This is a genomic window from Micromonospora sp. NPDC047670, from assembly GCF_043204915.1.
GTDB lineage: Bacteria > Actinomycetota > Actinomycetes > Mycobacteriales > Micromonosporaceae > Micromonospora.
On sequence record NZ_JBIDDA010000001.1, the window covers coordinates 313,674 to 330,067 of the forward strand.

The 16,394-nt window shown below is 74.7% G+C and carries 14 protein-coding genes and 2 pseudogenes; 6 read left to right on the forward strand and 10 right to left on the reverse strand.

The window, feature by feature from the left end:
- Positions 1-387 (reverse strand): annotated as a pseudogene (locus ACGF7U_RS01520) (hypothetical protein); the annotation flags it as partial.
- A 310-nt stretch (positions 388-697) separates the two neighbouring features.
- Positions 698-1,315 carry a pyridoxamine 5'-phosphate oxidase family protein gene (locus ACGF7U_RS01525; RefSeq protein WP_393102118.1) on the reverse strand — a complete coding sequence of 206 codons (618 nt, stop codon included), beginning with the start codon at positions 1,313-1,315 and terminating at the stop codon, positions 698-700.
- Positions 1,316-1,466: 151 nt separating this feature from the next.
- Here ACGF7U_RS01525 and ACGF7U_RS01530 point away from each other — a divergent pair, with 151 nt between their 5' ends.
- Genes ACGF7U_RS01530 through ACGF7U_RS01540 form a run of 3 tightly spaced genes read left to right on the forward strand, consistent with a single transcriptional unit; the run spans position 1,467 to position 3,665 of the window.
- Positions 1,467-1,973 (forward strand): DUF2231 domain-containing protein, encoded by a 507-nt coding sequence (locus tag ACGF7U_RS01530; RefSeq protein WP_393102119.1) that lies wholly within the window; start codon positions 1,467-1,469, stop codon positions 1,971-1,973.
- Between the two features lie 22 nt (positions 1,974-1,995).
- On the forward strand, positions 1,996-2,535 hold the full coding sequence (locus tag ACGF7U_RS01535) for an Hsp20/alpha crystallin family protein (protein WP_393102120.1): 540 nt from the start codon (positions 1,996-1,998) through the stop codon (positions 2,533-2,535).
- Between the two features lie 8 nt (positions 2,536-2,543).
- Positions 2,544-3,665: a glycosyltransferase family 9 protein gene (locus ACGF7U_RS01540; RefSeq protein WP_393102121.1), complete on the forward strand. Its 1,122-nt coding sequence runs from the start codon at positions 2,544-2,546 to the stop codon at positions 3,663-3,665.
- Positions 3,666-3,698: 33 nt separating this feature from the next.
- On the opposite strand, the gene ACGF7U_RS01545 is transcribed toward ACGF7U_RS01540, so the two are convergent.
- Together ACGF7U_RS01545 and rfaE2 are read right to left on the reverse strand one after the other, a co-directional pair.
- Complete coding sequence (locus ACGF7U_RS01545) at positions 3,699-4,577, reverse strand: glycosyltransferase (protein ID WP_393102122.1); 879 nt, start codon at positions 4,575-4,577, stop codon at positions 3,699-3,701.
- Positions 4,574-6,469: a D-glycero-beta-D-manno-heptose 1-phosphate adenylyltransferase gene (rfaE2, locus tag ACGF7U_RS01550; protein ID WP_393102123.1), complete on the reverse strand. Its 1,896-nt coding sequence runs from the start codon at positions 6,467-6,469 to the stop codon at positions 4,574-4,576. The genes ACGF7U_RS01545 and rfaE2 overlap by 4 nt, the downstream gene beginning before the upstream one ends.
- 280 nt (positions 6,470-6,749) lie before the next feature.
- Here rfaE2 and ACGF7U_RS01555 point away from each other — a divergent pair, with 280 nt between their 5' ends.
- Positions 6,750-8,417 carry an MDR family MFS transporter gene (locus ACGF7U_RS01555; RefSeq protein ID WP_393102124.1) on the forward strand — a complete coding sequence of 556 codons (1,668 nt, stop codon included), beginning with the start codon at positions 6,750-6,752 and terminating at the stop codon, positions 8,415-8,417.
- 32 nt (positions 8,418-8,449) lie between these two features.
- Here the strand turns inward: ACGF7U_RS01555 and ACGF7U_RS01560 are convergent, their stop codons facing one another.
- Positions 8,450-8,941: an NUDIX domain-containing protein gene (locus tag ACGF7U_RS01560; RefSeq protein ID WP_393102125.1), complete on the reverse strand. Its 492-nt coding sequence runs from the start codon at positions 8,939-8,941 to the stop codon at positions 8,450-8,452.
- An 83-nt stretch (positions 8,942-9,024) separates the two neighbouring features.
- Here ACGF7U_RS01560 and ACGF7U_RS01565 point away from each other — a divergent pair, with 83 nt between their 5' ends.
- A complete protein-coding gene (locus ACGF7U_RS01565) occupies positions 9,025-10,674 on the forward strand; it encodes a fatty acid--CoA ligase (RefSeq protein WP_393102126.1) in 1,650 nt (549 codons plus the stop codon).
- Positions 10,675-10,905: 231 nt separating this feature from the next.
- Here ACGF7U_RS01565 and ACGF7U_RS01570 read toward each other — a convergent pair whose 3' ends face one another.
- Positions 10,906-11,922 carry an NADPH:quinone reductase gene (locus tag ACGF7U_RS01570; protein ID WP_393102127.1) on the reverse strand — a complete coding sequence of 339 codons (1,017 nt, stop codon included), beginning with the start codon at positions 11,920-11,922 and terminating at the stop codon, positions 10,906-10,908.
- 269 nt (positions 11,923-12,191) lie between these two features.
- Between ACGF7U_RS01570 and ACGF7U_RS01575 the strand changes: the two genes are divergently transcribed.
- Positions 12,192-12,716 (forward strand): SAM-dependent methyltransferase, encoded by a 525-nt coding sequence (locus ACGF7U_RS01575; RefSeq protein ID WP_393102128.1) that lies wholly within the window; start codon positions 12,192-12,194, stop codon positions 12,714-12,716.
- A gap of 4 nt (positions 12,717-12,720) precedes the next feature.
- On the opposite strand, the gene ACGF7U_RS01580 is transcribed toward ACGF7U_RS01575, so the two are convergent.
- The 4 genes and pseudogenes from ACGF7U_RS01580 to ACGF7U_RS01595 all read right to left on the reverse strand — a co-directional run bounded on the left by ACGF7U_RS01580 (position 12,721) and on the right by ACGF7U_RS01595 (position 16,323).
- Positions 12,721-13,392 carry an HAD family hydrolase gene (locus tag ACGF7U_RS01580; RefSeq protein ID WP_393102129.1) on the reverse strand — a complete coding sequence of 224 codons (672 nt, stop codon included), beginning with the start codon at positions 13,390-13,392 and terminating at the stop codon, positions 12,721-12,723.
- 29 nt (positions 13,393-13,421) lie between these two features.
- Positions 13,422-14,246 carry a hypothetical protein gene (locus ACGF7U_RS01585; protein ID WP_393102899.1) on the reverse strand — a complete coding sequence of 275 codons (825 nt, stop codon included), beginning with the start codon at positions 14,244-14,246 and terminating at the stop codon, positions 13,422-13,424.
- Positions 14,247-14,442: 196 nt separating this feature from the next.
- Positions 14,443-15,124: pseudogene (locus tag ACGF7U_RS01590) on the reverse strand (FKBP-type peptidyl-prolyl cis-trans isomerase).
- A gap of 182 nt (positions 15,125-15,306) precedes the next feature.
- Positions 15,307-16,323, reverse strand: a complete 1,017-nt coding sequence (locus ACGF7U_RS01595; RefSeq protein ID WP_393102130.1) for a Ku protein — start codon at positions 16,321-16,323, stop codon at positions 15,307-15,309.
- Positions 16,324-16,394 lie beyond the last annotated feature (71 nt).

Here is a 16,394-nt window from a genome sequence, read left to right on the forward strand (position 1 = left end):
GACGCCGCGGCGGCGGAGCCGGTCGCGCAGGTCGTCGACCTTCATCCGGGCGATCTCGCTCTCGTTGATGTCCGGGGTGTTCGGCGTCTGGTTGCCGGGCGGGTTGCCGTTCGATGACGAGCGGCCGCCGCCCGCGCCGGCCTTGGCGCCGCTGCCCGAACCGCCGGCGCGGCCGGTGCCGGCCTTCATGCTCTTGACGAGGGCCTTGACCAGGTCGTCCTTTTTCATGTCGGCGGTGTCGGTGACGCCGCGGCGGCGGAGCCGGTCGCGCAGGTCGTCGACCTTCATCCGGGCGATCTCGCTCTCGTTGATGTCCGGGGTGTTCGGCGTCTGGTTGCCCGGGGGATTCTTGGTCGCGGTCGATCCCGAGCTGCTTCGCATGGGCATGGGAGGTCCGTCCTTCCTTCGACCCGTGTCCAGGGGGTTGCGGCGCCGAATGACGCGCCGGGCCGTCCCCGTATCAGTACCCTCGCCGGCCGCCTCAAACGTCCGGCCGGGCCAGTCGGCCCGCTCCGGCGGGCCAGGCGGGCGGGGGACCGGCGGGAGGAGCCTCCGGAGCACCCGGCGAGCGCGCCCGCCGTCGTGTCCACAGTGCCGGTCCGCCGGATCCCGGCGGACCGGCTCGGTCGGCGGGAGGCAGGCGTGCGACCGGGCTGTCGGCGTGCACGCTGTCGGGCCGGCTGACGCCGGCCGAGGGTCAGGCGTAGATGCTCTTCACGTAGTCCGGGCCGTAGTGGCGCTCCAGGGCGGCCAGGCTCTCGCCGGGCGCCTCCAGCTCCTTGACCAGCCGGGCCCGGGAGGGCAGTGCGTCCGGCCGCCAGGTCTCCGGCTGCCACAGCTGGGACCGCAGGAACGCCTTGGCGCAGTGGTAGAAGATCTGCTCGATCTCCACCACCACGGCCAGGACGGGGCGGTGGCCCTTCACGACCATGTCGCCGAACCACGGGGCGTCGCGGACCAACCGGGCCCGGCCGTTGATCCGCAGCGTGTCGGTGCGCCCCGGGATCAGGAAGATCAGCCCGACGTGCGGGTTGTCCAGGATGTTGCGGTAGCCGTCCGCGCGCCGGTTGCCCGGCCGCTCCGGAATGGCGATGGTCCGGTCGTCCAGCACCAGCGTGAAGCCGGGCGGGTCACCCTTCGGCGACACGTCGCAGGTGCCGTCCGCGCCGGCCGTCGCCACCAGGCAGAACGGCGACGCCGCGAGCCACTGCCGGTCCCTGGGGTGCAGGACGGGCCGCTCCTTGTCGAGCGCCCGCGGCATCGGCGCTCCCAGGAGCTCGCGCAGCTCCTCGTGCGACGTGATCTCCACCGTCACGTGGCCCTCCCCCGTGCGTTGATTCCGGTGGCGGCGTGCCGCCGCCGTCCGTCCAGCCTATGGGGCACGGGCCGGCGCGAGGTTTGCCCGCCGGTGCCGGGGGTACCGCCTCACCCGACCCGCCCGGAGAGACCGAGCAGTGGAGGCCCGCGTGGAGAGCCGACTCAAGGTGTTGGGCCACCCCGTCCACCCCATGCTGGTGATGTTCCCGGTGGGACTGCTGGTCACCGCGGTCCTGTTCGACGTGGTGGACACCGTCGGCGGGCCGGACTTCCTCGGTGAGGTCGCGTACTGGAACATCACCGTCGGCCTCGTCGGCGGCCTGCTGGCCGCGGCGGCCGGGACGTTCGACCTGTTGGCCATCCCCTCGGCGACCCGCGCCAAGCGGGTGGCGCTCACCCACGCCGCCGCCAACCTGGCGGTGATCCTGCTGTTCGCCGCGATCTGGGCGGTGCGGCTCAACGCCGACTCCCGGGCCGCCGGTGGCGCGCTGATCGCCATCGAGGTGGTCGCGCTGGCGATCCTCGGCATCAGCGCCTGGCTCGGCGGGGAACTGGTCGACCGGCTCGGCGTCGGCGTGGACCGGGAGGCCGGCCTGGACGCGCCCAGCTCGCTGCGGCCGCCGGCGGCCACCCAGCGGATCGGAGAGGTGCGATGAGCGAGCGCAGCGGAGGGCTGGCATGAGCGAGCAGAGCGAGGGATCCGGCCGGGGCTGGCGCGGCCGCCAGCAGGGCTGGGACCCGATGGGCGAGTTGCAGTCCCTGCGGTCCGAGCTGCGCCGGCTGGTCGGCGGGCGGGCCGGGCCGCCGGACGTCGAGCTGGCCGAGACCGCCGACGGCTGGGAGGTCGTGGTGCGGCTGCCCGGCGTGGCGCCGGAGGAGGTGGCGGTCGAGCTGGACGACCGCGAGCTGTGCGTCCGGGCCCGCTCCGAGGCCGAGGTCAACGCCGACCACGGCATCCCCGGCGGCTTCGAGACGCGGGGCTTCGAGTACCGGGTCGACCTGCCCGCCCGGGTGGACCCGGACGCCATCGACGCCGTGATGGACCACGGCCTGCTCCGGGTCCGGCTGCCCCGGGCCGCCCGGCCCGCGCCGCGCACCATCACCGTCGGCCGTGCCGGCGCCCGCCCCGCCGCGGGTACGCGGACCGTCGTCGACCCGGCCGCCGACCGGGAGATGCACCACCCGGACACCGCCATCGGCGAGACCGACCGGCCGTAGCGGGCGCCGTGGTCACCCCGGACCTGCTCGGCCCGGTCGCCGGGCGCGTGCCCGACGTCGAGCGGATCGCCGTGCTGCGCGCCAACGCGCTCGGCGACTTCATCTTCATCCTTCCGGCGCTGGATTCGCTGCGCGCCGCGTACCCGGAAGCGGAGATCGTGCTGCTCGGCGCGCCGTGGCACGCGAAGCTCTGGCGCGACCGGCCCGGCCCGGTGGACCGGGTGCTGGTGGTGCCGCCCGCGCCCGGCATCCGCTACCCCGAGCCGGGCGAGCCGGAGTCGTCGATGGACGACTTCCTCGCCGCGGCCCGCAAGGAGCGCTTCGACCTCGCGCTGCAACTGCACGGCGGCGGCGCCAACTCCAACCCGGTCGTCGCCGCCCTCGGCGCCCGGATCACCGCCGGGCTGCGCGCCGAGGACGCGCCGCCGCTGGACCGCTGGATCCGGTACGTGTACTACCAGCACGAGGTGATCCGCTACCTGGAGGTGGCCGCGCTGGTGGGCGCGCCGGCCACGACGGTCGTCCCGACGCTGTCGCTCACCGACGCCGACCGGGCCGAGGCGGCCGAGGTGCTCGGCCCGCCGCGGCTGCCGAGGGTGGCGCTGCACCCCGGCGCGACGGACACCCGGCGGCGCTGGCCCGCCGAACGCTTCGCCGAGGTCGCCCGGGAACTGGTCGCCGACGGGTACGAGGTGCTGGTCACCGGTACGCCCGCGGAGCGGGAGGTGGTGGACCGGGTCGTCGCGGTGGCCGGGGTGCCGCTCCGGCCGCAGGTGGGCACGCTCAGCCTCGGCGGGTTGGCCGGTTGCTACGCCGGCTGCGAGCTGGTGATCTCCAACGACACCGGGCCGCTGCACCTGGCGGCCGCCGTGGGCACCGCGACCGTCGGCATCTACTGGGTCGGCAACCTGATCACCGTGGCGAACCTGCTGCGCGGCCGGCACCGCCCGATCAGCTCGTGGACGGTGCGCTGCCCGGTCTGCGGGGTCGACTGCACCCCCGGCATCTACCCGCACCGGCCGGGCGACGGCGAGTGTCCGCACCGGGACTCGTTCGTCACCGACGTGCCGGTGGTCGAGGTGGTGGAGGCGGCCCGCGAGCTGCTGCGCCCCGAACCCGGCGCGCCCTGACCGCCGCCGCTCGTCGCGGCCGACGGCGCCGGCTCAGGCCGGCTGGGCGGCGTCCTCCTCGGCGAGCACGACCTCCCACGCCTCCACGTCCCGGTCGGTGACCGTCGTCGGCGACTCCAGGTGGTAGGCGCCGCTGGGCAGGACGCCGGCGCCGCCGTGGCGCGCCAGCACGGCGAGCTGGGCCGCGACGTCCTCGCCCTGGTGCTTCTCCTGCACCCGCCGCCAGAAGTCGAACCCGCCGGAGTCGACGAGCTTGGCCCGGTCGTAGAGCACGCAGCCGCCGATCCAGGACACCTTGTACGCCCGCCAGGCCCCCGGCGGCAGGTCCAGCTGCCGCGTGACGTGCAGCAGGTTCGCCGCCGGGTGGATCGCCGCCCGGTCCCACTCGGGGGTGCCCGGGCGGATCCGCTCCGGGGTGGGACGGCCGGTCCACTCCTCGTAGTGCCGGTGCGTCTCCGGCCGGACGTCGTCGGCGTACGACAGCCCGTGCACGGCGTTGCCGACGAAGCCGCAGCCCAGCTCCTCGATGGCGGTGACCAGCCGGCGCAGCGTGCCCGGCTCCAGCCAGACGTCGTCGTCGAGGCAGAGCACGTACCGGGCGGCGGAGGCGGCCAGCAGGAAGGCCCGGTGCTCGGCCAGCCCACGCCGGGGCAGCCGGCGGGTCAGCAGCACCGGGTGCCCCCGGTGACGCAGCGCCCGGACCATGGTGGCCGCCGCCGGGTGCCGGTACGCGGCGGCCCCGTCGGACTGGTCGCTGACCACCACCCCGAAGCCGGGCACCCCCTCCTGGGCCGCCAGCCCGGAGAGCGTGACCGCCAGCTCGGCCGGGCGGTTGCGGGTCGGGATCAGCACGTCGAGCAGCCGCTCGGCGCGGAACCGCTCGGCCGTGCCGAGGTCCAGCGGGCGGCTCACGACGGCTTGCTCGTCAGGGAGGAGTCCTCCTGGACCTCCTGGCCGTGCGACCGGATCCGGTCGATGATCGCCGAGGTGGACCGGTCCGGCACGTAGCCGAGGGTGCGGACCTGCCCGCCGAGCCGGCGGACCAGCGGCGCCTCCGGCACCATCTCCGGCGGGTAGTCGCCGCCCTTGACGTACACGTCGGGGCGGACCGTCTCGATCAGCCCGGCCGGGGAGTCCTCCTCGAAGACCACCACGTGGTCGACGCAGGCCAGCGCGGCGAGCAGGGCGACGCGGTCCTCGACCGGGTTGACGGGCCGGTCCGGGCCCTTCAGCCGGCGTACGCTGCCGTCGGAGTTGACCGCCACCACCAGCAGGTCGCCGAGCGCCCGGGCCTGCTCCAGGTAGCGCACGTGACCACGGTGCAGCACGTCGAAGCAGCCGTTGGTGAAGACGATCGAGCGGCCTGCCCGGCGGTGCTCCGCGACGATCGCGGCCAGCTCGTCGGCGCCCACCAGCGCCCGGTTCCCGGCCCCGTCGACCGGCACGTCCAGCGCCGTGAGCAGGTCCTCCCGGCGGCACACGCAGGTGCCGGTGTCCGAGACGGTGATGGTCGCGGCGAGCTGGGCGAGCTGGGCGGCGGTCGGCAGCGGCGCGTCGGCGGCCAGCGCCAGCGTCATCGCCGCCAGGTACGCGTCCCCGGCCCCGACGGCGTGGCTGGCCGGAACCGGGGTGCTGTGGCTGCGCCGGGGCTCGCCGTCGGCCCCGCCGACCACCGCCCCGTCGGTGTCCAGGGTCACCGCCACCACGTCCGCGCCGGTGTGTGCGCGCAACTCGGCGAGGCGGGACTCCGCCAGCTCCGCCCGGTCGACGCCCTCGCCGGCCGTGGCGTTCACGGTGACACCGGTGCCGGTCACGGTCGTCCCGTCCCCGGTCATCGCCACCCGGCCCTCGCCGGGCATCGGCTCGCCGGTCGGCCCGACCGCACCGCCGACCGGACCCGTTGCGCCAGCGGCCAGGCCCGGGACGTCGCCGGTCGGACCCATCTCACCGACGGCGAGGCCGGGGAGGTCGCCGGCCAGCCCGTCAGGGTGGCGGGCGTCGTGCGGCGGCCCGAGGCCGCCCGGGGCCGCGCCCACGGTGAGCTCGGAGGGGCCGTCGGCCCGGTCGCCGTCGGGGTGGGCCAGGTGCAGCTCGGGGCCGTGCGCCGCCCGGGTGCCGGCGGCCCGGGCCAGCAGGCGGGTCGCCTCGGCGAAGCTGGGGGTCACCACGGTCGGGGCGAGGCCGCGCCAGTCGGCCAGGTCGTGGGCGTCCAGCGCGACCGTCGCGTACCGTTCCCGCTGGGCGACCAGCCAGGCGCGCACCGGCGCGGGCAGCGCGCCCAGGCCGTAGTCGCAGACCACCAGGGTCGGCGCCTCGCCGCCGGCGGCGGCGCGCAGCTCCTCGGTGGCGCACTCCAGCGCGGTGAGCAGCCGGGCCACCCCGTCGTCGCCGAGCGCGTCGTCGGGGTCGCCGGAGTCCTCCCGCAGCAGGATCTGGTTGCCGGCCAGCATCCGCCGCTTCACCGGCGTCGGGCGGCCGGGCTGGTTGACCGTACGGTCCCAGACGCCGGCCCGGTCCAGACAGTCGTGCAGTTCGTCCCCGGCGACGTCCGCACCGACCGGTGCCACCAGCACCGCGCGGCCGCCGAGCGCGGCGACGTTCACTGCGGTGTTCGCCGCCCCGCCGGCCGCGGAGATCCGCCGCCGCAGGGTGAGGACGGGGGCGGGCGCCTCCCGGCAGAGCCGGTCCGACTCGGCGAACCGCCAGTCGTCGAGCATGGCGTCGCCGATGACCAGGACGGGACGCCCCAGCCAGCTCTCCACCACCGTGGCGAGCCGGCGCTGTTCCGCTGCTGCTCCTGCCATGCCCTCCGGGATCCCCCGAGGTGTCGGGGTCAAACCCGGGGCCCCTGGCGGCGGGCACCGGGCGACCTCCCGTTACCGACGCCGACGCGGTGCGCCTCGTCAGGCGTTCCGCCGTGCCGGCCGGCGTTCTGCGCGAGGATCGTCGAGGAGGCCACCGCGGGCCGCACCCGTCCCGCCGGCCCCTCGTCGACAGCGCGGTCGACGGCAGGCCGCAGGCCGGTTTCCCGGTCGACGCGACGGCCGGCCGGCATGTTTCGGGTGGGCGGGGAAAGGACCTGGCATGACCACGGAAGCCCCGGTGCTCGACAGGCGCCAGCTCCGGCTGCTGATGTTCGGCCTGATGACCGGCATGCTGCTGGCCGCGCTCGACCAGACGATCGTCGGCACCGCCCTGCCGACCATCGTCGGCGAGCTGGGCGGCATCAACCACTACTCGTGGGTGGTGACCGCGTACCTGCTCGCCTCCACCGCCTCGACGCCGCTCTACGGCAAGATGGCCGACCTGTACGGGCGCCGTCCCGTGTTCCTCTTCTCCATCGGCACGTTCCTGCTCGGCTCGCTGCTGGCCGGTCTGTCGCAGGACATGACCCAGCTCATCGCCACCCGCGGGATCCAGGGCCTCGGCGCCGGCGGCCTGATGACGCTGGCGTTCACCATCATCTCGGACGTGGTCGCGCCCCGGGACCGCGGTCGCTACCAGGGGCTGTTCGGGGCGGTCTTCGGCCTCTCGTCGGTCGCCGGGCCGCTGGTCGGGGGCTACTTCGCCGAGACGGACTGGCGGTGGATCTTCTACGTCAACGTGCCGCTGGCGATCCTGGCGATCGTGGTGTGTTCGCGGGTGATGCGGCTGATCCCGTTCACCCGGCGCGACCACGCGATCGACTGGCTCGGCGCGGCCCTGCTGGTCACGGGGGTGAGCTGCCTGCTGCTCGCGCTGAGCTGGGGCGGCAACGAGTACGCCTGGGGCTCGGGTGTGATCGTCGGGCTCCTCGCCGGCGGCGCGGTGCTCGGCGTGCTCTTCGTGCTCCAGGAGGCCCGGGTGGCGGAGCCGATCCTGCCGCTGCGCCTGTTCCGCAGCGCCACCTTCGCGCTGGCCAACGCGGCCGGCTTCGTGCTCGGCCTGGTGATGTTCGGGTCGATCATCTTCATCCCGCTCTACCTGCAGATCGTCAAGGGCGCCTCGCCGACCCGCAGCGGCCTGCTGATGCTGCCGATGATGGCCGGCATCATCGTCACCTCGGTGCTCACCGGCCGGGCGATGAGCCGGATCGGGCGGTACAAGTGGTTCCCCGTGGCCGGCGCGGCGGTGCTGCTCGTCGGCATGCTGCTGTTCACCCGGCTGGAGGTGGGCACCTCGCTCTGGGTGGCCTTCGGCTTCATGGTGGTGATCGGCGTCGGGCTGGGGCTGTGCATGCAGTCGCTGATCCTGGCCGTGCAGAACGCGGTCTCGATGCGGGACCTGGGCGCCGGCACGTCGTCGGCGACGTTCTTCCGGTCGCTGGGCGGGTCGTTCGGCGTCGCGATCCTCGGCGCGGTGCTGTCGTCGCGGCTCACCTCCGAGCTGGCCGACCGGCTGCCCGGTGCGATCGCGCAGTTGCCGCCGCAGCAGCAGGCCGCCGTGGCGGCGAGCGGCGGTGCGGACGTCTCGATCAACGATCCGGCCACCGTCCTGGCCCTGCCCGCCCCGGTACGCGCGGCCGTCCAGGCGGCCTTCGTCGAGTCGCTGCACCTGGTCTTCCTGACCGCCGGCCTGATCGCGATCGTGGCGGTGCTGGTCACCCTGGCGCTGCCCAACGACAAGTTGCGCGGGGCGGGCCCGAGCGGCACCACCGGCGGCACGGACGGCCTCGGCGGCGAGGCCCCCGCCCCGGGCGGCAAGCCGTTGTCCCGGGAGTCGAAGGAGGAGGCGGCCGCCGAGATGGAGGCGAAGAGCCAGACCCTGCTCTGACCGGGCGGATCAGGTCGCGCGGACGCGACGGGTCACTTGAGGATCAGCCGGTTGGTCTGCTCGAAGACGTCGAGGTCGGCGAGGGTCTCCGAGACGCTCGCGGAGAGCGGGGCCGGGAACTGCTCCCGGTGGAAGAAGCCGGCGTCGACGGTCTCGTCGGTGACCCGGGCCAGGTCGCCGTCCCACTCCTCGACCCGGAACGCGGCCGTGAACACCTGGTACGTGTGGCCGTACATGTTGGTGTGGGTGCGGTCCGGGCCGGTGTAGAGCGCGAAGGCGCTGACCCGCAGCGCACGCAGGCCGGTCTCCTCGCGCACCTCGCGGACGGCGCAGTCGGCGATCGACTCGCCCAGCTCCATCGCCCCTGCGGGCAGGGCCCACTGGTGGTTGTCGGAGCGCTGGATCAGCAGGACGCGTCCGGCGTTGTCGCGGACCACGGCGCGGGCGCCGACGAACATCAGCGTCCGGTCACCGGCCAGGGCGCGCAACTGCCCCACGTACGAATCGGCCCAGGAGATGCTCACCCGGACAATTTACGGGGCCGGCCCGGGGCGGACGGGCTTTCCAGGGTTCCCAAGGTGTGACCGCCGACACTAACTTGTTACCCATGCGTAGCACGATGATGGACGCCCCCCTCCAGGTCGCGCGGATCCTCACCCACGGCTCGACCGTGCACGGCACGGCCGAGGTGGTCACGTGGACCGGTGGCGAACCGCGCCGGATGACGTACGCCGAGGTCGGGCGGACGGCCGCCCGGCTCGCCCACGCGCTGCGCGACGAGTGCGGGGTCACCGGCGACGAGCGGGTCGCCACCTTCATGTGGAACAACAGCGAGCACCTCGTGGCCTACTTCGCGGTGCCGAGCATGGGCGCCGTGCTGCACACCCTCAACATCCGGCTCTTCCCGGACCAGCTCGCCTACATCGCCAACCACGCCGAGGACCGGGTGGTGCTGGTCGACACCACGCTCATCCCGCTGCTGGCCCGGGTGATCGGCGAGATGACCACCGTCCGGCACGTGGTGGTGGTCGGCGGCGGGGACCCGGCCCCGCTGGTCGCGGCGGCCGGCGACCGGATCGCCGTACACCACTGGGACGCGCTGCTGGCCGACCGGCCGGAGGTCTACGACTGGCCGGAGGTGGACGAGCGCGACGCCGCCGCCCTCTGCTACACCTCCGGGACCACCGGGCACCCCAAGGGGGTCGCCTACTCGCACCGCTCGATCTACCTGCACTCCCTGCAGATCTGCATGCCGGAGTCGTTCGGCCTCGGCCCGACCGACCGCGAGCTGGCCATCGTGCCGATGTTCCACGCGATGTCCTGGGGCCTGCCGTACGCGGCCTTCCTCTCCGGGGCGTCGCTGGTCATGCCGGACCGCTTCCTCCAGGCCGCGCCGATCGCCGACATGATCGCCGCCGAGCGGCCCACCCTCGCCGGCGCGGTGCCGACCATCTGGAACGACCTGCTGGCCCACCTGGACAGCCACGACGTGGACGCCTCCTCGCTCAAGGAGGTGATCGTCGGCGGCTCGGCCTGCCCGCCGGCGCTGATGCACGCGTTCGTCGAGCGGCACGGCGTCGACGTGGTGCACGCGTGGGGGATGACCGAGATGTCGCCGCTGGGCTCGGTGGCCCGTCCGCCGGCGGGGGCCAGCGGCGACGAGGCCTGGCGCTACCGCTACACCCAGGGCCGGGTGCCGGCCGGCGTGGAGGCCCGGATCGTCGGCCCGCTGGGCGAGCCGCTGCCCGCCGACGGGACGTCCGTCGGCGAGTTGGAGGTCCGCGGCCCGTGGGTGACCGCCCGGTACCTCGGCGACGACACCCCGGACGAGGAGAAGTTCCGCGACGGCTGGCTGCGCACCGGCGACGTCGGCACCCTCTCGCCCGACGGCTACATCACGTTGACCGACCGGGCCAAGGACGTCATCAAGTCCGGCGGCGAGTGGATCTCCTCGGTCGAGCTGGAGAACGCCCTGATGGCCCACCCGGCCGTGTTGGAGGCGTGCGTGGTCGGGGTGCCCGACGAGCGCTGGGGGGAGCGACCGCTGGCCACCGTGGTCCTCCGCGAGGGGGCGCAGGCCGACCCGGAGGAGCTGCGGGAGTTCCTGGCCGGGTCGGTGGCGCGCTGGCAGTTGCCGGAGCGCTGGGCGGTCATCGACGCGGTGCCGAAGACCAGCGTCGGCAAGTTCGACAAGAAGGTGGTGCGTTCGAGGTACGCCGGGGGCGAGTTGAGTGTGCGGGAGCTGACGGCCCCGTAACGTTTTCAGGCGCGCCGTCGCCTGTTGGGGTAAGGGACGCACTCCTGAGACATCCCTCCCCAGGGGCGGCCCCGGCGTTCGCACCGCGCCGGGGCCGCCCGCTCCATGCGGGGCGACCCGCACAGTCATTGTTGCGAAAGATGTTCGCCTCTGTCCCGATGACGGGGAAATTCGTCCAGCTCAGGCGGGTTCGGTCGGTCGTCGACCCGGCGTGCCAGCCCGGCAGCGCCGTCACCCCTCCCCGCTGGTGCTGATCAGCACCTTCCCGACCGTCGAGTCCTCCACCGCCTGGTGCGCCGCGACGGCCGCCGAGAGCGGGTAGTGGTGCAGCGGCAGCCCCGCGTCCTCGCCCACCCGGATGCCGCCCTGCGCCGCCGCGGCGGCCACGTCCACCACCGCCTGGGCCTTGGCCGCCTTCGGCTCGGTGTAGACGAGCACGAACTGCCAGCGCGCGTTCGGCGCCATCAGCGGCCGGATCGGCAGGGTCACCTCGGCCCCGCCGTCGTCGGCGTAGACGCAGACCGCGCCGCCGCGTTGGAGCAACTGGACGTCGGTGGCGGCGTTGCGCGCCGCGGAGACCTCGACGATCGTGTGCACCCCGTCGGGCGCGATCTTGCGGACCTCCTCGACCACGTCCTGCTCGCGGTAGTTGACCACGAAGGACGCGCCGGCCGCCGCCGCGAGCTGCGCCTTCTCCGGGCTGCTGACCGTGGCGACCACGCAGGCGTCCGCCCACCGCGCGAGCTGGATGGCCGCGTTGCCCACCGCGCCCGCCCCGCCCTGCACGAGCACCGTGTGGTCGCTGAGCGCGCCTGCGCGCAACCGATCGGGCGTGTACTCCCCCGCGGTCAGGCACCGGTGCGCGGTGAGGAAGGGAATGCCCAGGCAGGCCCCCAGGTCGAAGGAGGCGTCACCGAGGGTCACCGCCTGCCGGACCGGCACCACCGTGTACTCGGCGGCGGTGCCCCACGGTCGCTGCCAGGCGGCCTCCCACAGCCAGACCCGCTCGCCGATCAGCTCCTGGTCGACGCCCTCGCCGACCGCCTCGATCACCCCCGCGCCGTCCTGCCCCGGCGTCTGCCAGCCGTCCGGCAGCGGCCCCTGCCGCCGCGACTTCCAGTCCGTCGGGTTCACCCCCGACACGGCCACCCGCACCAGCACCTCGCCGGGGCCGGGCTCCGGCACCGGCCGGTCGACCAGTTGCAGCACCGAGGCGTCGCCGGTGCGCTCGTACACGATCGCCTTCATCCCCGTCTCCTCACCCGGCGACCCGGCTCGGGCGCCGTCGGCTGCCGTACCCGGCGGATCCGGGCTCATGCCGGTCGCGGTGGGGCCGGAAACCGGACGACCGGGTAGCCGGCGGGAGGGAGTGGCCACGCGGGGCGGGGTGGAGGGGTGGCGCGGGGCGGCCGGCGGGTCGACCGGCCGGACGGCGGAGCCGGGGACGGCCCGACGGCTGCCCAGGTCGAGCCGGAGACGGGCGGCCCGACCGCGTCCGGCGTGGCTACGCTGGCGCAATGGCGACCAGGCCGGTGCCGGAGCGGTTGCGGTGGGCCGTGGACCGGCTCGACCTGCGCGCGGGCCACCGGGTGCTGGAGATCGGCTGCGGCAACGGGGTCGCCGTCGCGCTCATCTGCGCGGTTCCACAGGTCGCCCGGGTGGTCGCGGTCGACCGCTCCGCCACCGCGTTGCGCGCCGCCGCGCAGCGCAACGCGGCGGAGGTGGCCGCCGGGCGGGCGGAGTTCCGGCACGCCGACCTGTCCACCCTGGAATCGTCCGGGGAGCGCTACGACCGCATCCTCGCGGTCAACGTCAACCTGTTCTGGACGCGGCCGCCCACGGCCGAGTTCCGTCACCTCGCCGGCCTGCTGGCCCCCGGAGGCGCGCTGCACCTGGTCTACGAACCGCCGCACGCCACGCGGCTCGCCGTGCTCGTCGACCGCCTCAGCGACCGGGTGGTCGCCGCCGGCTGGACCGTCGTGGAGATCGCCCGGGTCGACCGGCCGACGCCGCTGCTCGACGTGGTCGCCCGCCCCGCCTGAGCCGCTACCCGAGCCGGTCCACGGTCCCGGGGGTCAGCTCGTCCACCGACCCCAGCACCACGGCCGCGAGCCGCTCGGCGTCCGGGTCCAGCGGGTACGCGCCGTGCGGCACCGCCACCACCGTCATCCCGGCCGCCGCCGCCGACCGGACGCCGTTGGACGAGTCCTCCACGGCGACGCAGCGGGCCGGGTCGACGCCCAGCCGCTCGGCGACCGCCAGGTAGACGTCCGGCGCCGGCTTGCCCCGCTCGGTCTCCTCGGTCGACAGCGTCGCGCCGAACACGTCGGCCAGGCCCGTCGCGGCCAACGCCGCCGCGATCAGCCGGGTCGGCGAGGAGCTGGCCAGCCCCAGCGGCCACCGTCCGGCCAGTCGGCGCACCACCTCGTCGGCCCCGTCGATCAGTGGTACGCGCGCCGCGTACCGCCGGGTCATCTCCTCGACCACCTCGGCGGCGACCTGCTCGGCCCCCCGGTCGACGCCCAGCTCCCCGCTCAGGTAGCGAGACCACTCGCCGGTGCTCATGCCCATCAGCCGGCGCTGGGTGTCGGGCTGCCAGGTCCCGCCGTGCGCCGCCACGTACGCGCGCCGGACCTCCTCCCAGACCGGCTCGGAGTCCACGATCACGCCGTCCAGGTCGAAGATCACCGCATCAGCCACGGCCCCATCCTGCCCCATGGGGCGGCCGCGCGTGCCGCCCGACCGGGTCAGCGCCGCAGCGCGGGCAGGCCGATCGGGTTGCCCTCGGGGATGACCGAGTGAGCGGCGACGGCCATCGGCTCCAGCAGCTCCCGCAGCCGGTCGGCGCGCTCCCGGCCCAGCGTCCGCCACGGCCGGGCGGCGGCGGCGTCGGTGGCGTCCTCGATCGCCTCGAACCGGGCCCGGCCCCGCTCCGTCGCCTCGCCCCCGGCGGTCAGCCAGCCCCGCTCGGCCAGCCGGGCGCGGGCGGCGGCCCACTGCTCCTCGCTCCACCCCCGGCCGAGCAGGTTGAGCTGGGGCATGCCGACCGCGACCCGCCAGGCCAGCGTCTCCACCGGGTCGAGGTCGGCCGCGACCAGCGCCCCCACGTGCCCGTCACCGCGGTGCTCCCGCAGCGTCGTGGCGGCCTGCCAGAGCCGGGCCAGCGGGTATTCGCCGCGCGGCAGGGCGGCGTTGGCCGCGCCGAGCACCCGCCCGGCGGGCTCGACCTCGGCCGCCGCCGCCTCCAGCAGGTCGGCCGCCTCGACCAGGTGCGACTCGGGCAGCTCGTAGGTCAGCTCGGCGAGCGCCTGCACCGCCCCCGTGAGCCGGGCGCGCAGCGCCTCCTGCGGGGTGGCGAGCCGCCAGACCGCCGGCAGCGCCCGCGCCACCGTGTGCGGGGCGAAGTTGAAGAACGAAGCGACCACCGGCGCGGCGTCGACGGGCCCGAGCGGCGCGGCCCGGCCGGCGAAGTAGCCACGCCAGAAGCCGCGCAGGCCGACCGCCTCGAAGGCGGTCCGGGCCCGGGGATGGAAGTAGGTGACCGCGTGGACCGGCTCGAAGTGCGTCCACATCACCCGGGCGGTTCGTCCCGCGTCGTCCAGCGCCGTCACGTGCACCTCCGCGTCCGGTCGGGTTGGCACCCCGGCCGGCGGGACCGCCCGGGGTGACGCTGAACCTACTGCCGGTGGGTGAAGGGTCGGAAGCCCTCTGTGGGCTACTGCATCACGGTCGGGCGACAACCCGGGCGAACCGGGCCGGCCAGCCGGGTCACTGGGCCGCGAGCACGTCCACCACGAAGCGCAGCGGGCCGGCCGGACGGCCGCCGGCGGGCTTCGTGCCGTACGCCAGCTCGGCGGGAATGTCGAGCTGCACGCGGCTGCCGACGGTCACCCCGACGAGGCCCTGGTCCCAGCCGGGAATGACCTGGCCGACGCCGATCGGGAAGGAGGCCGGCTGGCCGGCGTTCCACGACGAGTCGAACTCCTTGCCGTCCTTGAAGAACACGCCGACGTAGTTGGTGGTGATCGTCTGGCCCTTCTGCACCGCCGGGCCGGTTCCCTTGATCAGCGGGGTCACGGTGAGCTTCTTCAGCTCGCCCTTGCCGGCGGTGACCGTCGGCTTGCTGCCCAGGGCCGGGTCCGCGCCCGCCGGGAGCTGCGGGGCGCCGGGGGCGTCGGCCGCCGGGGCGGTGGCGGACGCCGACGGGGTGCCGGCCGCCTGGTCCTTGGGGTCGTCGTCGTTGCGCCCGATGGTGACGAAGACGGTGATCAGCACCGCGACGACGGCGACGCCCGCGAGCCCGCCGGCCCAGGCCTGCCGGCGACGCTTCGCCTCGGCCGCCTTCTGCGCCGCCAACTGGGCGGCCAGCCGCCGCTCCGACTTCTGTGACCGGTTCTGCGTACGCTCGCTCACGGCGTCGACTCCCTGCTGCGAAGGTGGTGGCCGGCATCGGAGTGCCGGGGGGAAAGCCGACGCACACGGTACCCGCCCGGACGCCCACCGTGCCGCCTCGGCCGTCGCCGCTCCCACCCACACAAGGGTCGGGTCCGCCCCGGCGGCAACGGCGGCGGGCGCGGGGTCGGTCGGTCGAGGGGACTGCCGCGGGCGGCGCTCCGGCCGCGCCCGAGAGGATCAGGCGGTCTTGCGGGCCGCCTTCTTCGGTGCTGCCTTCTTGGCCGCCGGCTTCTTCTCGCCCTCGGCGGCCTTCTTCGGCGCGGCCTTCTTCGCGGCGGTCTTCTTGGGCGCCGCCTTCTTCTCGGCGGTCTTCTTGGCCGGGGCCTTGGCCGCCTTCTTCTCGGCTGCCTTCTTCTGCGCCGAGCGGGCCGCCGAGATCGGGGTCGGCTCCCCGCCCCCGCCGGCCGGCGCCTCGCCGCGGGCGGCCTTCGCCCGCTCCACGGACGCCTTCAGCGCCGCCATCAGGTCCACGGCCGCCGCCGGGGCCTCCTCGACCTCCTCCGGCTGGACCACCTCGCGGCCCTCGACCTTGGCGTCGATGACCTCCTGGAGGGCCGCCCGGTAGTCGTCGGTGAAGGCGTCCGGCTCGAACTCGCCGGCCATCGAGTCGATCAGCGAGCTGGCCATGGCCAGCTCCGGCGGGCGGACCTTCAGGTCCTCGTCGAGGAAGCCGAAGTCGGGGGTACGGATCTCGTCCGGCCAGAGCATCGTGTTGAGCAGCAGCACGCCCTCCCGGACCCGCAGCGTGGCGAGCTGTTCCCGCTGGCGCAGCGCCACCTTGACGATCGCCACCCGCTCCGAGTCGGCGAGCGCGTCGCGCAGCAGCACGTACGGCTTGGTGGCCGTGCCCTCGGGCTCCAGGAAGTACGCCTTGTTGTAGAGGATCGGGTCGACCTGCTCGGCGGGGACGAACTCCAGCACGTCGATCGCGTGCGAGGTGGAGAGGGGCAGGTCGGCGAAGTCCTCGTCGGTCAGGATCACCATCTCGCCGCCACCGATGTCGTAGCCCTTGGCGATGTCGTCGTAGGTGACCTCCTCGCCGCAGACCTGGCAGGTGCGCTTGTAGCGGATCCGGCCGCCGTCCTCCCGGTGCACCTGGTGGAAGCGGATGTCCTTCTCCTCGGTGGCCGAGTAGACCCGCACCCCGATCGAGACCAGCCCGAACGAGACCGCTCCCTTCCAGATGGCCCGCATCCCGTGCTCCTCTCGCCGGTACTGCCCAGGATCGCAAAAGATCGAAGGCCACGCGAGGGCTTCCGTGCGCA

Bases quoted from the DNA above. Each gene is read 5' to 3' on its own strand.
- ACGF7U_RS01565 (WP_393102126.1), top strand. From the start codon at position 9,025: ATGCGTAGCACGATGATGGACGCCCCCCTCCAGGTCGCGCGGATCCTC.
- ACGF7U_RS01585 (WP_393102899.1), bottom strand. From the start codon at position 14,246: ATGTGGACGCACTTCGAGCCGGTCCACGCGGTCACCTACTTCCATCCC.
- ACGF7U_RS01535 (WP_393102120.1), top strand. From the start codon at position 1,996: ATGAGCGAGCAGAGCGAGGGATCCGGCCGGGGCTGGCGCGGCCGCCAG.
- ACGF7U_RS01575 (WP_393102128.1), top strand. From the start codon at position 12,192: ATGGCGACCAGGCCGGTGCCGGAGCGGTTGCGGTGGGCCGTGGACCGG.
- ACGF7U_RS01555 (WP_393102124.1), top strand. From the start codon at position 6,750: ATGACCACGGAAGCCCCGGTGCTCGACAGGCGCCAGCTCCGGCTGCTG.
- ACGF7U_RS01595 (WP_393102130.1), bottom strand. From the start codon at position 16,323: ATGCGGGCCATCTGGAAGGGAGCGGTCTCGTTCGGGCTGGTCTCGATC.
- rfaE2 (WP_393102123.1), bottom strand. From the start codon at position 6,469: ATGGCAGGAGCAGCAGCGGAACAGCGCCGGCTCGCCACGGTGGTGGAG.
- ACGF7U_RS01580 (WP_393102129.1), bottom strand. From the start codon at position 13,392: ATGGGGCAGGATGGGGCCGTGGCTGATGCGGTGATCTTCGACCTGGAC.
- ACGF7U_RS01570 (WP_393102127.1), bottom strand. From the start codon at position 11,922: ATGAAGGCGATCGTGTACGAGCGCACCGGCGACGCCTCGGTGCTGCAA.